The organism is Variovorax sp. P4_B10 (genome assembly GCF_056402375.1).
Map to the genome: position 1 here is coordinate 60,189 of NZ_JBFUHN010000004.1, position 12,789 is coordinate 72,977.

Below are 12,789 nucleotides of genomic sequence, written 5' to 3' on the forward strand. Positions count from 1 at the left end.
CATGTGAAGCTTCTCAAACCCGAAGGAGCGATGAACATGCCAAGAGGCGACAAGTCGTCCTATACGGACAAGCAGAAACGCAAGGCCGAGCACATCGAGGAGGGCTACGAGCACCGCGGTGTCGGCAAGGCCGAGGCCGAACGCCGCGCCTGGGCCACGGTGAATGCCGAGACCGGCGGCGGCAAGAAGAGCGGCTCGGGCCGCGGCAAGACGGAGAACCATGCGCCTTCGCGCAAGGGCGGCCACAAGGGTGGCGCTGCTGCCGCTTCCAGAACCGCTGCGGAACGCTCGGCGTCGGCCATCAAGGGCGCAGCCACGCGCAAGCGCAACGCCGAGAAGCGCGGCTGAAGGCAAGCGCCATGCATGCCATCCTTGGCGCGACAGGCCAGGTCGGCTCGGCGCTGGTGAAGAAGAACACAACCTGAGCGCGCACAGCATTCACCGATCCGTCATTCGCCGTCACTAGCATCCTGCGGTCCGTCACACACGCACCCTCGATGCCTTCTCTCCGGTCTTCTTCAGCAACGCCCGTCCTTCGGTCCCTGGTCGCGAGCGTTGTCCTGGCGCTTTCAGCATGCGGGGGCGGCAGTGACGGTGGATCGGGCTTCTTCCTGCCGCCCGTCGCGTCGGCTCCACCGCCGGTCCCGGCCCCTGCACCGCCGCCCGTACCTCCAGCACCACCCGCCGAGCGGACTGTCGAAAGCCTTCGATTGATTGGCGAACAGCTGCTTGCCAACGACCTGAAGGTCGACGGATTCGTCGTGGGCGGCCTGTCCGCCGTCGACTACGACCCGGCCACCGGAACCTGGTATTTCCTCAGCGACGACCGCACCGCATCGCGCTTTCACACGGCCGAGCTGAAGTACGACGCCACGAGCTTCTCCTCGGTCCAGATCCGATCGTCCGTCACCCTGAAGGATGCGGGCGGCAAGCCTTACCCGAGCAGCGACCCGGCGCCCGGCGGCACCGTGGCCGACCCGGAGTCGTTCCGGGTGGACCCGCAGGACGGCGGACTGTGGTGGGGCAGCGAGGGCGATCGCGCAAAGAGCCTCGATCCCTTCGTCGCGAAGATGGGCAAGGACGGGCAGATCATCGCGAGCCTGCCTTCCACGCCCATGTTCAGGATGTTCCCGACCGAGGACAAGGGCTCGCGCAACAACGCCACCTTCGAAGCCCTGAGCTTCACGGCAGACGGCAAGAGCCTGTGGGTGGGCATGGAGGCGCCGATCTACGAGGACGGCCCCTTGCCGACGATCGGCAGCGGCGCGGTCTCGCGCTTCACCCAGTACGACCGCGCGGGCAACATCCTGCGCCAGGTCGCGTACCCGATCGATGCCTTGCCCGCCGCACCAGCCGCGGGCAAGTCGGCCGACAACGGCGTGTCCGAGCTGCTGGCGATCAACGACCGCCAGTTCCTCGTGATCGAGCGCTCGGGCGTCCAGGGCGCCGATGGCGTCTACGTCAACTACATCCGCCTCTACGAGATCGACACCACCGGCGCTACCGATGTCCGCGCCATCGCGAGCCTGACCGGTGCCGACTACAAGCCCGTGCAGAAGCGGCTGGTGCTCAACCTCAACACGCTGGGCCTCAAGAAGCTCGACAACATCGAAGGCATGGCCTGGGGGCCGAAGCTCGCCAACGGGCACGACACGCTGGTGCTGGTGTCGGACAACAACTTCAATGCCGCGAGCCAGATCACCCAGGTGCTGGCCTTCGAGGTTTCGGGGAAGTAGGGGCGTCCGGCGAACAGGCGCCGTTCGTTGGAAAGCTGCTGGCGGTGAGCGCTCCGAAGGAGCGTTTTCCGGGAGTCAATGCATTGCGTTGGCCACTGCCTCGAAGAATGCAGGCTCGTTGATGGGGGCCGCGGCGCTGGGCTGGGTTCGGGCGCTCCATACGACGATGACGAGCCTTTCCTTGGGGTTGATATGGACGGTTTGACCAAAAATGCCGAAAGCATTGAAGGCGCCTTCATCGATGGTCCCGGCGGATGCGGCATCCAGCCACCACATATAGCCGTAGTCGATCTTCCCTCCGTTTTTCAGAACGGCAGGTCGAGTGGCATCGGCGAGCCAGTTGTCCGGAAGTATTTTTTCTCCGTTGGCGCTCCCGCCATCCATGAAGAATTGGCCGAAGCGTCCATAGTCGCGCAAGGTCGCGCTCAATCCGCTGCCGGCCACTTCGAGGCCGTCCGGTGATTCGACCCACCAATTTGCATCGGCCTCCATGCCGTATTTTTTCCAGATCTTTTCGCTGAGATAGTCGGCCAGTGGCCGCTTGATGGCCCCGCGCAGGATTTCACCCAGAATGTGTGTTTCGCCAGTGCTGTAGTTGAACCTCGTGCCAGGCTCCGCCGCTCTGGGCAACTTCCCCATGAGCTCGAGAATCGCACCGGGCTTTTGCGATATCTGCGCTTCCAGCATGGCGCGCCGATCGGAGGCCGGGTCCGTGTAGGTCTCGTTCCATTTGACACCCGAGGTCATGGTCAACACCTGCTTCACGGTCACGCCGTCGTACGCAGTGCCCGCAAGCCTGGGAACATACCGGATCACCTGATCGTCGAGGCTGGCGATGGCGCCATCCTTCACGGCGGCACCCGCCAGCGTCGAGCTGATCGACTTGGCAATGGACATGGACATCCACCGCGTCTTTTCGGTATTGCCCAGCTCATAGCGTTCCAGCGCAATCTTCCCGTCTTTCAGCACCAGGAGGCCGCTGACCCGATTCTGAGCAATGAAATCGGAGAGGCGATAAGTCGTCGAGCCTGATTTGAAAGTCAGATCGGTGATCTGTTTTTCATGCTTGGCGAGCGTCGACGCGCTTGAGCCCTTGGCGATGGTCCGGGTCGGAAAAAGACGATCGATGTTGCGAAAGGTGCTGACGGCCAGGTCCGGCGTCAATGCACCGTCGTACATCTGGCGCACGGTCCCGATGGCTTCCTGGCCTGTCGGTGGCGGCGTGACCGGGATCGAAACGAGAGGTGCCGTGCCACCCCCACTTCCTCCCCCTCCACCACACGCCGCCAGCAAGGCCAGCGAGAAAACAGACAAGACAGAAAGCATCCCTCTCAAGCGCATGGGTCTCTCCACGTATTTTTTTCAGGAATTGCAGAGCCAAAGCAAAAGGCGTGATGGCGGCTGCGCGAATCAGTGTAGGGCCGGTGTTGTACGAATGGCTGAAATCGGCCATCGGGTCGTCCGAAAACCACAAACAACAAACTCGCACGGCGAGAACTCGACATTTGCCGACAGTCTTTGCCGACGGCAAGACAACTTGCATTTCCCGCGGAGGCCGCCACGGCGGACAAAGCCGTCGTGTTGCGCGAGCTTGGTTCGAACGCACCACCTATGCCGCTCAACGTCGTTCAAGTGCAGTCCAACGCTCACGCGAGCAGGCGATTTGCCGTGCCGAATTCGTGTCTATACGATCCCGCGCCTTGCTCTCAAAGGAATGCGCGGATGCCGCCAACGATTGCTTCTCCCTCGACGCCCGTGCCGTCGAAAAACACCGGCTGGCAGCAGCGCAGCCGGCGCCATGTGTGGCACCCGTGCACGCAGAGCATCCGGCTCGAGGCCGTGCCGCCATTGCCGATTGCGCGGGGCGAGGGCGTCTGGCTGTACGACCATGACGGCCGCCGGTACCTCGATGCGACCAGCTCCTGGTGGGTCAATCTCTTCGGCCATGCGCATCCGGCCATCAACGCCGCGCTGAAGGATCAGCTCGACACCTTGTCGCATGTGATGCTCGCGGGTTGCACGCATGCGCCGGCCGTGGCGCTGGCCGAGCGGCTTGCCGCGCTGACCGGGCATGCGCTGGGTCATTGCTTCTACGCCTCCGACGGCGCCTCGGCCGTGGAGATCGCGTTGAAGATGAGCTTCCACGCCTGGCGCAATGCGGGCCGCAGCGGCAAGCAGAACTTCGTGGCGCTGCGGCAGGGCTATCACGGCGAGACGCTGGGGGCGCTGCATGTGACCGATGTACCGGTGTTCCGCGACGCCTATGCGCCGCTGCTCGCGAATGCGTACTTGGTCGCATCGCCGGATGCGCGGTCTGCGTTGCCCGGCGAGGACACGGTCGCGGTGGCGCGACGCGCCGCCGGCGAACTCGAGGCGTTGCTGGCCGAACAGCACGCGTCCATCGCCGCCGTGATCGTCGAGCCGCTGGTGCAATGCGCCGCCGGCATGGCGATGCACGACCCCGAATACCTGCGCCGCGTGCGCGCGCTGTGCGACCGCTACGGGGTGCACCTCATCGCCGACGAGATCGCAGTGGGCTGCGGCCGCACGGGCAGCTTCTTCGCGTGCGAGCAGGCCGGCATCTGGCCCGATTTCCTGTGCCTCTCCAAGGGCATCAGCGGCGGCTACCTGCCGCTGGCGCTGGTGATGACGCGCGACGCGATCTACGAAGGCTTTGTCGACGACGACGTGGCGCGCAGCTTCCTGCATTCGCATTCCTACACTGGCAACGCGCTGGCCTGCCGTGCGGCGCTCGCCACGCTGGACCTGTTCGAGCGCGAGGACGCGCTGCGCCGCAACACCAGCCGCGCCGCGCGCCTGCTGCAGCGGCTGCGCGAAGGGCTCGAGGGCCTGCCTGTCGATCACCTGCGGCAGCGCGGAATGATCACCGCCTTCGACGTGCGCGAGCCGGGCACGCGCTTCGCGGAGCGTTTTCACCTTGCGGCTCGGGCGAACGGGCTGCTGATGCGCCCCATCGGCTCGACCGTCTATCTCATGCCGCCCTATGCGATCGGCGATACCGAGATCGACTGGCTTGTCGACGGCACGCTGGCCACGCTGGCGGCGGTGGCCACTCCCAGCCACGCAGAAGGAGGCCGCGATGTTGCGCTTGCTTGAACGCCTGCAGGACGAGATCACGGCCCTCGATGCCCAGTCGCTGCGCCGCCGTCGCCAGATTGCCGAGACGGCCTGTGCGCCCGAGCAATCCCTGACGCTGGTGGGCGCGGCCGCGCAGCGCGCCATGCTCGGCTTCAGCAGCAACGACTACCTCGGCCTCGCCGCGCATCCGGCGCTGGCCGCCGCGCTGGCCGAAGGCGCGGCGCGCTATGGCACGGGCAGCGGCGGCTCGCACCTGATCCTCGGCCATTCGCGCGCGCACGCCGAGCTCGAGGAGCGGCTGGCCGGGTGGATGGCGCCCTTCATTCCCGAAGCGCAGAGCCTGTTCTTCTGCACGGGCTACATGGCCAACCTCGCAGTGCTGTCGGCGCTCGGCGGCGCCGAGGCCGTGATCTTTTCCGAATCGCTCAATCATGCGTCGTTGATTGACGGCGCGCGGCTGGCCAAGGCGCGCGTCGAGCGCTATCCGCATTGCGACGTGGCGGCGCTCGATGCGCAGCTGGGCGCCTGCGACGCGCCGGTCAAGCTGATCGTCAGCGACGCCGTCTTCAGCATGGACGGCAACATCGCGCCGGTGGCCGAACTGCTCGCGCTGGCCGAGCGCCATGACGCCTGGCTCGTGCTGGACGACGCCCACGGCTTTGGCGTGCTCGGCGAAACAGGGCGCGGGGTGTTGCAGGCGATGGGCCTGCGCTCCGAGCGGCTGGTGCTCATCGGCACGCTGGGCAAGGCCGCAGGGGTGTCGGGCGCGTTCGTGGCGGCGCATCGCACCGTCATCGACTACCTCGTGCAGCGCGCACGGCCCTACATCTTCACCACGGCCGCGCCGCCGGCCATCGCCCATGCGCTGCTCGCGAGCCTGGCGCTGATCGAAGGCGAAGAGGGCGCCGTGCGCCGCGCCCGGCTGAAAGCGCGCATCGCCCAATTGCGCCGGGGCCTGAAGGCCATCCTGCCGCCGGATGGCAGCGCCTGGCTGCCGGACTCGCCCACCGCGATCCAGCCGCTGATCGTCGGCGACAACGCGTGCGCGATGCAGACGATGGCGCAACTCGATGCCCGCGGCCTGCGCGTCGGCGCGATCCGTCCGCCGACCGTGCCGGCCGGCACCGCTCGGCTGCGGATCACGCTGTCGGCCAGCCACAGCGAGGCCGACGTGGCCCGGCTGGTCGATGCGCTGGGCCAGGCACTGGCAGAGCCCTGGAAGGAAGCCGCATGACGCACCGCCGCTGGTTCGTCACGGGCACCGACACGGGGGTCGGCAAGACGCTGGTCAGCAGCGCGATGCTGAGCCTGCTGGCCGCCTCGGGCCTGCGCGCGGTCGGCATGAAGCCTGTGGCGGCCGGTCTGGAGGAAATCGACGGCATATGGCAGAACGAAGACGTCGAGCAGCTGCGCGCGGCCGGCAATGTCGATGCGCCGCTGGCACTGCGCTGCCCGTATCTGCTGCGTGCGCCCGTGTCGCCGCATCTGGCGGCGCGGGAAGAGGGCGTGCACATCGAGTTGCCGCCACTGTTATCGGCCTTCGCGGCGCTTTCGCAGCGCGCTGATGCGGTGGTTGTCGAAGGCGTGGGCGGTTTCTGCGTGCCCTTCGGCGACGACCTCGACAGCGCCGATCTCGCCGTGGCGCTCGGTCTGCCGGTGATCCTCGTGGTCGGTCTGCGGCTCGGCTGCCTGAGCCACGCACTGCTCAGCGCCGAAGCGATCCGCGCGCGGGGACTCGTGCTGGCAGGCTGGGTTGCCAGCACGATCGAACCGCGGATGCTGGCGCCTGAGGCCAACCTCCAGACCCTGCGCGGGCGCCTCGGCGCGCCCTTGCTCGGCGCGGTGCCGCACCTGGCCGTGCCCGATGCGGCGGGCGCGGCGCGGCATCTCGATCTGCGCGCACTGCGCGCGACCGCGGCCCACGCCGCGCGCCGCTCAGCCGCGCTGGCCTGATTCGGCGAGGCGCTTCGCCCGTGCGCCGCCCTGGCGTTCGAGCATCCAGCCCGGGTATTCGGCCGGCAGCGCGCTCACCTTGTCGAGCGTGGCGAGTTCGTCGGCCGTGAGCTTGATGGCGGTGGCGGCGATGTTGTCGTCCAGCTGCGCGACGCGCCTGGCGCCGATGATCACGCTGGTCACCACCGACTGGTGCAGCAGCCACGCCAGCGCGATCTGCGCGACCGAGACCTTGCGCGCTTCGGCCAGTTCGCGCATCGCGTCGATGCAGTCGTAGGCGCGGTCCACGTTCACCGGCGGGAAGTCGAAGGTGGTCCGGCGGCTGCCTTTTTCCGCTTCGGTGTTGCGGCCGAACTTGCCGCTCAGCAGGCCGCCCGCGAGGGGGCTCCAGACCATCAGGCCCACGTTCTCGCTGCGCAGCATCGGCACCAGTTCGCGCTCGAGGTCGCGCCCGGCGATGGTGTAGTAGGCCTGCAGCGACTCGAAGCGCGCGAGGCCCTTGCGCTCGGCAACGCCCAGCGCCTTCGCGATCTGCCAGGCTGCCCAGTTCGACACGCCCACGTAGCGCACGTGGCCCTGCTGAACGAGGTTGTCCAGCGCAAGCACGGTCTCCTCGATGGGCGTGAGGGGGTCGAAGCCGTGGATCTGGTACAGGTCGATGTGGTCGAGCTGCATGCGCTTCAGGCTGGCCTTGACGCCATCCATGATGTGAAAGCGCGAGGCGCCGGCCGAGTTGACGCCCTTGCTGCCGGTTTCGCCCAGCACCTTGGTGGCCACCACCACGCTGTCGCGCGGCACCTTGAGGTTCTTCAGCGCCTGGCCGGTGATGATTTCCGACTGGCCTTCGGAATACACGTCGGCGGTGTCGATGAAATTGATGCCGGCGTCGATCGCGCGGCCGATCAGGCCTTCGGCTTCGGCCTGCTGAAGATCGCCGATCTGGCCCCAGATGCCCGAGGCGCCGCCGAAGGTCATCGTGCCGAGGCAGAGTTCGGAAACCAGGAGGCCGGTGCGGCCGAATTTGCGGTATTGCATGGGAGTTCCTTTGCGTTGGACAGCGAAAAGTATCCGGCCGCGGCCCTGGCCGTGGCGAGCGCGTTCCTGCAAAGTCTTTGCCTATTTCTCCAGACCTCCTGTCCTGGCCGTGCAGATCCGCCGGGCCGGCGCTAAGCTGTAAACCACCCGATCCTCCATGGTGCCCGCCACCGTGGTTCCACCCGCGACAAAGCCCCGAACATGTCCGACGAAACACCCGATATCGCCGCCGCCATCGCCCAGCCGATGCCGCTGGAGCCCGAACTCGACGAAGCCAGGAAGGAACTGGTGGCGCTGATCAACCGCATCACCGGCGGGCGCGACGGCACGGTGGAAACGCCGGTGGCCGGCCTGCAGGTGTTCTGCATCAGCAAGCCCGACGGCCCCAAGCACGCCTTCGCCACCCCGGCGCTCGGGCTGATCGCCCAGGGCTCCAAGCGGATCATCGTGGGCGACGACATCTACGTGTACGACCCGATGCACTACCTCGTGACCTCGGTCGACCTGCCGGTGTGCGGCCAGGTGCGCCTGACGAACGAGAACGAACCCTACCTGGGCGTGCGGCTGGAACTGGCGCTCGACGAGATCGGCGAGCTCATCGGCGACGAGAAGCTGCCCGCCAAGGCCAACGCGCCCGCATCGCGCGGCATGTACGTCAACCGCATCGCGATGCCGGTGCTGGAGCCGGTGCTGCGGCTGCTGCGGCTGGTCGAAACGCCCGAAGACGTGCCGATCATGGCGCCGCTCATCAAGCGCGAAATCATGTACCGCCTGCTGGTGAACGGCGAGGGCGCGCGGCTGCGGCAGATCGCGCTGCAGGACAGCCACACCCAGCGCATCGCCAAGGCCATCAGCGCACTGCGCGTCAACTACGCGCAGTCGCTGCGCATCGAGGACATGGCGCGCGCGGTGCACATGAGCGTGTCGTCGTTCCATCACCACTTCAAGGCCGTGACCGCGATGAGCCCGCTGCAGTACCAGAAGCAGCTTCGCCTGCAGGAGGCGCGCCGCCAGATGCTGATGACCGGCGTCGACGTGGCGAGCGCGGCGCACAGCGTGGGCTACGAAAGCCCGTCGCAGTTCGCGCGCGAGTACGGCCGCATGTTCGGTGCGCCGCCGCTGCGCGACAAGCAGCGCTGGCTCTCCGAGGCGGGCAACGATGCCCTGGGCGAGGCGGCGATGGCCGCGGCCTAGCAGGCCTGCCGGCTTCAGCAGCACAGCGACCGGTACTGCGACGGCGTGAGGCCGCAGGACTGCTTCCAGGCGTGCGCGAGATGCGCCGAGTCGAAGAAGCCGGCGGCGTGCGCAATGGCGGTGAGCGATTCGCCGCCCCTGCGCATCGCGTGGCTTGCGATGGAGAGGCGCACTGCCTGGCGCAGCAGGCGAAAGCTCAGGCCGCCCTCGGCGAAGGCGCGTTGCAGCGTGCGACGAGAGCAGCCCACCGCATCGGCGCAGGCATCGAGTTCGGCAAAGGGGTTGGCATAGAGGCAATCGACGCTGTCCCGCAGCGCCGCGTTGCCGTAGCCCAGATCGCCGAAGTGCTGCGCCAGCGGCCGGGCGTGGCCTTCGTGCCGGCGGAATGCGCTGTCCTCGGCCATGAGGTGCGAGATGCAGAGCGCGCCGGCCTCTGCGCGCATGTCGTCGTGCAGGCCGGCCGCGCGGGTCTCGCGCTGCAGGCGAAGGCCCGAACCGCAGGACACCAGCGTTTCGACGCCCAGCGGGGCCATGCGATTGAAGCCGTTCCAGCGCGTCTGGAACGCCGCTGCGTCGCCGGCCGTGCGCATCAGTTCGGCGACCGGGTTCGCGTCGAAGGCCATGAGCAGCAGCATGCGGCGTTCCGCGCGCTGCATGGCCCCGCGCCGGGCCGCGGCCCGCGCAACCGCCAGCGAGTAGGCGTCGTGGCCGGTGAAGCCATCGACCACGCGCTCGACCGACCACCGGAACAGCGAGGCCGGTGCATCGTCCGTATCGGCGAAGGATTCGCCGAGCAGGTGATAGCTCTTCCAGTGCGTCATGGTCTTGAGGGTGGGCGGCATTCTAGTGACGGCGCGTGGCGCACAGATACAAGCCACCGGCCCGGCCCGCGAAAAAGAATGCCGCTCCATTCATCAGGAGCCAACCCATCGTGGACAGACGTCAACTTCTTCTCGGTGCCGCCGCCAGCCTTGGCACCTTCGCCAGCGCCGGCTGCGCCGGCCTCGAACGACCTGCGGCCGGGCGCCGCGGCGGCGACGAATTCGCCTGGCTCGATGCCTCGGCACAGGCCGAGCTCGTGCAGCGCGGCGAAGTCGCTCCCGGCGAATTGCTGGAGGCCGCCATCGCACGCATCGAGGCGCTGAACCCGAAACTCAACGCCATCGTGACGCCGCTGTACGAACGCGCGCACGGCGACGTGCGCCAGCCGTTGCCGGCAGGCCCGTTCCGGGGCGTGCCCTATGCCCTCAAGGACCTGGTCGACCTGAAAGGCACGCGCAGGACGTCGGGCTCCAGGCTGCTGGCCGGGAACATCTCCGACACGACGAGCGAGATCGTCGCGCGCTCCATGGCCGCGGGCCTGGTGGTCCTCGGCAAGACCAACACGCCCGAATTCGCGCTCAACGGCTCCACCGAGCCGGTGCTGTTCGGGCCGTCGCGCAACCCGTGGGACCCGGCACGCTCCTGCGGCGGTTCGTCGGGCGGCGCCGCGGTCGCGGTGGCTTCGGGCATGGTGCCCATCGCGCATGCGAGCGACGGCGGCGGCTCGATCCGCATACCGGCGTCGTGCTGCGGCCTGTTCGGCTTCAAGCCCAGCCGCAGCCGCATGGTGGGCTCGCGCGCCAGCGATTCGGGGGTGGAGCATGCCGTGAGTCGCTCGGTGCGCGACAGCGCACGCCTGTTCGCGTGGAACCAGCGGCAGGATGCAGATGCGCCGCTACCTCCTTCCGACGTGATGGCGCCACTGGGCAACCGGCGCCTGCGAATCGGCTTCTCGACAGCCAATGTCTTCGGCCAACAGGCCGCGCCGGAGGTGAGGGCGGCGCTCGAGGAAACGGCCCGGCTCTGCGCATCGCTCGGGCATCGCATCGAGCCGGTGCGCCTGCCTGTCGAGGGCGATGCGTTCTTCGCGAACTTCATGGTGGCGTGGAGCAGCGGCGCCGACCGCATGTGCCGTGCGGCCGAGGCGCAGGGCAAGACGCCCGAGGCCGTGCTGGAGCCCTGGACGCTGCACCTCTCCCGCCACTTCCGCAGCCAGCCTGCCGATGCCGGCGCGAAGGCGGCGGCGTATTTCTCGGCGCTCGCCCGCGGCTTCGACACCTTCTTCCAGGCCTTCGACGCGATGCTGACGCCGGTGCTCCACGACGTGCCGCCGCCCCTGGGCTACCTGGGACCGGATGTCGCCGGCGAGCTGATGTTCGAGCGGTTGACGCGCTACGTGTCTTACACGCCGATGCACAACGTCGCGGGCACGCCGGCGATGTCGGTGCCGCTCGGCCGGAGCGCCTCGGGCCTGCCCATCGGCAGCCAGTTCGCGGCACGCGCGGGCAACGAGCAAACGCTGTTCGGGCTGGCCTTCGAGCTGGAACGCGCCGCGCCGTGGGCGCAGCGCAGGCCGGGCGCCATATAGCACTTCCTACACATTCTTGCGTTGTCCGCGCCATGCAGATTTCGAAAAAATTCGTTATTGTTTTGTTCGCTGCAGCACGGCGGCCCACAGCCGCCGGGCGAACCCAACAACACGGAGAGATGCATGCTCTGGGAAAGAAAACTGGCGCAGTGGAGCGCCGCCGTTCGTGCCCGCGCCAACCTGCCTGCGCGGCTCACCTTGTGGGACGGCCAGTCCTACGACTTCGGTACCTTCAGCGGTCCCGCGGTCACGCTGCATGTCAAGTCGCCGGCTGCACTGCCGCTGATGCTGCAGCCCACGCTCGACAACCTCGGCGAGGCCTACGTCAAGAGCAAGATCGACATCGACGGCAAGCTCAGCGACGTCATTGACATCGCCTACGGCCTCGCCAGGACATCGATCGACAAGCCCGGCGGCGCGCTGCGGAACATGGCGCGCTACTTCACGCACACCAGGTCGTCGGACAAGAAATCCATCCAGTACCACTACGACGTCTCGAACGAGTTCTACCAGCTGTGGCTGGACCCGAACATGGTGTATTCGTGCGCCTATTTCGAGAACGGCGACGAAGACCTCGCCACCGCGCAGCTGAAAAAAATTGATCACATCCTCACCAAGATCGACCTCGGGCCGGGCCAGACCCTGCTCGACATCGGCTGCGGCTGGGGTGCGCTGGTGATCCGCGCGGCGCAGAAGTTCGGCGCACGCTGCGTGGGCGTGACGCTGTCGCAGAACCAGTTCGACCTGGCGACCGAGCGTGTCAGGGCCGCCGGCCTGCAGGACCGCATCGAGATCCGCCTGCAGGATTACCGCGACGTGACAGGCCAGTTCGACCGCATCACCAGCGTCGGCATGTTCGAGCACGTGGGGCGCAAGAACCTGCCTAAGTATTTCAAGCGCGTGCGCGAGCTGCTGGCCGGCGACGGCGTGGTGATGAACCACGGCATCACCTCGTCCGACCCCGAGGGCGGCGACGTCTCCTACGGCGGCGGCGACTTCATCGACCGCTACGTGTTCCCGAACGGCGAGCTGCCGCACGTCAGCCTCGCGCTGCAGGCCATGCAGCAGGGCGGGCTCGAAGCCTTCGATGTCGAGAATCTTCGCCGCCACTATGCGCAGACGCTGCGCTGCTGGAGCGACAGCTACGAAGCCCACAGCGACAAGGCGCGCGCGCTGGTCGACGAAGAAAAATTCCGCATCTGGCGCATCTACCTCGCGGGCTGCGCCTACGCCTTCGAGAACGACGACGTGGCGATCTACCAGATCGTGGGCCGCAAGGCGGGCCGGGCCGCGCAGACCCTGCCGTGGTCGCGCCGGTACATCTACGACGGCACGTCGGCCTTGAGCGGGGGGTGAAGCCCG

Annotated in this window: 11 protein-coding genes; 8 read left to right on the forward strand and 3 right to left on the reverse strand. The window is 67.5% G+C overall.

Features of this window, described 5'->3' with window-relative positions; translation table 11 throughout:
* The first annotated feature begins 36 nt into the window (after positions 1-36).
* Both AC1DXX_RS03555 and AC1DXX_RS03560 read left to right on the forward strand, forming a co-directional pair.
* Positions 37-348 carry a plasmid stabilization protein gene (locus AC1DXX_RS03555; RefSeq protein ID WP_478132860.1) on the forward strand — a complete coding sequence of 104 codons (312 nt, stop codon included), beginning with the start codon at positions 37-39 and terminating at the stop codon, positions 346-348.
* Positions 349-710: 362 nt separating this feature from the next.
* Positions 711-1,736, forward strand: a complete 1,026-nt coding sequence (locus tag AC1DXX_RS03560) for an esterase-like activity of phytase family protein (protein ID WP_478132780.1) — start codon at positions 711-713, stop codon at positions 1,734-1,736.
* Positions 1,737-1,811: 75 nt separating this feature from the next.
* Here the strand turns inward: AC1DXX_RS03560 and AC1DXX_RS03565 are convergent, their stop codons facing one another.
* Entirely contained in the window at positions 1,812-3,050 is a 1,239-nt protein-coding gene (locus tag AC1DXX_RS03565) for a serine hydrolase domain-containing protein (RefSeq protein ID WP_478132781.1), read from the reverse strand.
* A gap of 408 nt (positions 3,051-3,458) precedes the next feature.
* Between AC1DXX_RS03565 and bioA the strand changes: the two genes are divergently transcribed.
* Genes bioA through bioD form a run of 3 tightly spaced genes read left to right on the forward strand, consistent with a single transcriptional unit; the run spans position 3,459 to position 6,788 of the window.
* Positions 3,459-4,853 carry an adenosylmethionine--8-amino-7-oxononanoate transaminase gene (gene bioA, locus AC1DXX_RS03570; protein WP_478132782.1) on the forward strand — a complete coding sequence of 465 codons (1,395 nt, stop codon included), beginning with the start codon at positions 3,459-3,461 and terminating at the stop codon, positions 4,851-4,853.
* Positions 4,837-6,069 carry an 8-amino-7-oxononanoate synthase gene (bioF, locus tag AC1DXX_RS03575; protein ID WP_478132783.1) on the forward strand — a complete coding sequence of 411 codons (1,233 nt, stop codon included), beginning with the start codon at positions 4,837-4,839 and terminating at the stop codon, positions 6,067-6,069. The genes bioA and bioF overlap by 17 nt, the downstream gene beginning before the upstream one ends.
* The gene (bioD, locus tag AC1DXX_RS03580) at positions 6,066-6,788 is read left to right on the forward strand and encodes a dethiobiotin synthase (protein ID WP_478132784.1); all 723 of its coding nucleotides are present in this window, start codon (positions 6,066-6,068) and stop codon (positions 6,786-6,788) included. Before bioF ends, bioD begins: the two co-directional genes overlap by 4 nt.
* On the opposite strand, the gene AC1DXX_RS03585 is transcribed toward bioD, so the two are convergent.
* Positions 6,771-7,823 carry an aldo/keto reductase gene (locus AC1DXX_RS03585; RefSeq protein WP_478132785.1) on the reverse strand — a complete coding sequence of 351 codons (1,053 nt, stop codon included), beginning with the start codon at positions 7,821-7,823 and terminating at the stop codon, positions 6,771-6,773. The two genes, bioD and AC1DXX_RS03585, sit on opposite strands and share 18 nt — an antisense overlap.
* A gap of 201 nt (positions 7,824-8,024) precedes the next feature.
* Here AC1DXX_RS03585 and AC1DXX_RS03590 point away from each other — a divergent pair, with 201 nt between their 5' ends.
* Positions 8,025-9,017: an AraC family transcriptional regulator gene (locus AC1DXX_RS03590; protein ID WP_478132786.1), complete on the forward strand. Its 993-nt coding sequence runs from the start codon at positions 8,025-8,027 to the stop codon at positions 9,015-9,017.
* Between the two features lie 14 nt (positions 9,018-9,031).
* Here AC1DXX_RS03590 and AC1DXX_RS03595 read toward each other — a convergent pair whose 3' ends face one another.
* On the reverse strand, positions 9,032-9,859 hold the full coding sequence (locus tag AC1DXX_RS03595; RefSeq protein WP_478132787.1) for a helix-turn-helix transcriptional regulator: 828 nt from the start codon (positions 9,857-9,859) through the stop codon (positions 9,032-9,034).
* An 89-nt stretch (positions 9,860-9,948) separates the two neighbouring features.
* Between AC1DXX_RS03595 and AC1DXX_RS03600 the strand changes: the two genes are divergently transcribed.
* Complete coding sequence (locus tag AC1DXX_RS03600; RefSeq protein ID WP_478132788.1) at positions 9,949-11,427, forward strand: amidase; 1,479 nt, start codon at positions 9,949-9,951, stop codon at positions 11,425-11,427.
* A 123-nt stretch (positions 11,428-11,550) separates the two neighbouring features.
* Positions 11,551-12,783 carry a class I SAM-dependent methyltransferase gene (locus AC1DXX_RS03605; RefSeq protein ID WP_478132789.1) on the forward strand — a complete coding sequence of 411 codons (1,233 nt, stop codon included), beginning with the start codon at positions 11,551-11,553 and terminating at the stop codon, positions 12,781-12,783.
* Positions 12,784-12,789 lie beyond the last annotated feature (6 nt).

Bases quoted from the DNA above. Each gene is read 5' to 3' on its own strand.
- bioD (WP_478132784.1), top strand. From the start codon at position 6,066: ATGACGCACCGCCGCTGGTTCGTCACGGGCACCGACACGGGGGTCGGC.
- AC1DXX_RS03585 (WP_478132785.1), bottom strand. From the start codon at position 7,823: ATGCAATACCGCAAATTCGGCCGCACCGGCCTCCTGGTTTCCGAACTC.
- AC1DXX_RS03605 (WP_478132789.1), top strand. From the start codon at position 11,551: ATGCTCTGGGAAAGAAAACTGGCGCAGTGGAGCGCCGCCGTTCGTGCC.
- AC1DXX_RS03555 (WP_478132860.1), top strand. From the start codon at position 37: ATGCCAAGAGGCGACAAGTCGTCCTATACGGACAAGCAGAAACGCAAG.
- bioF (WP_478132783.1), top strand. From the start codon at position 4,837: ATGTTGCGCTTGCTTGAACGCCTGCAGGACGAGATCACGGCCCTCGAT.
- AC1DXX_RS03595 (WP_478132787.1), bottom strand. From the start codon at position 9,859: ATGCCGCCCACCCTCAAGACCATGACGCACTGGAAGAGCTATCACCTG.
- AC1DXX_RS03590 (WP_478132786.1), top strand. From the start codon at position 8,025: ATGTCCGACGAAACACCCGATATCGCCGCCGCCATCGCCCAGCCGATG.
- bioA (WP_478132782.1), top strand. From the start codon at position 3,459: ATGCCGCCAACGATTGCTTCTCCCTCGACGCCCGTGCCGTCGAAAAAC.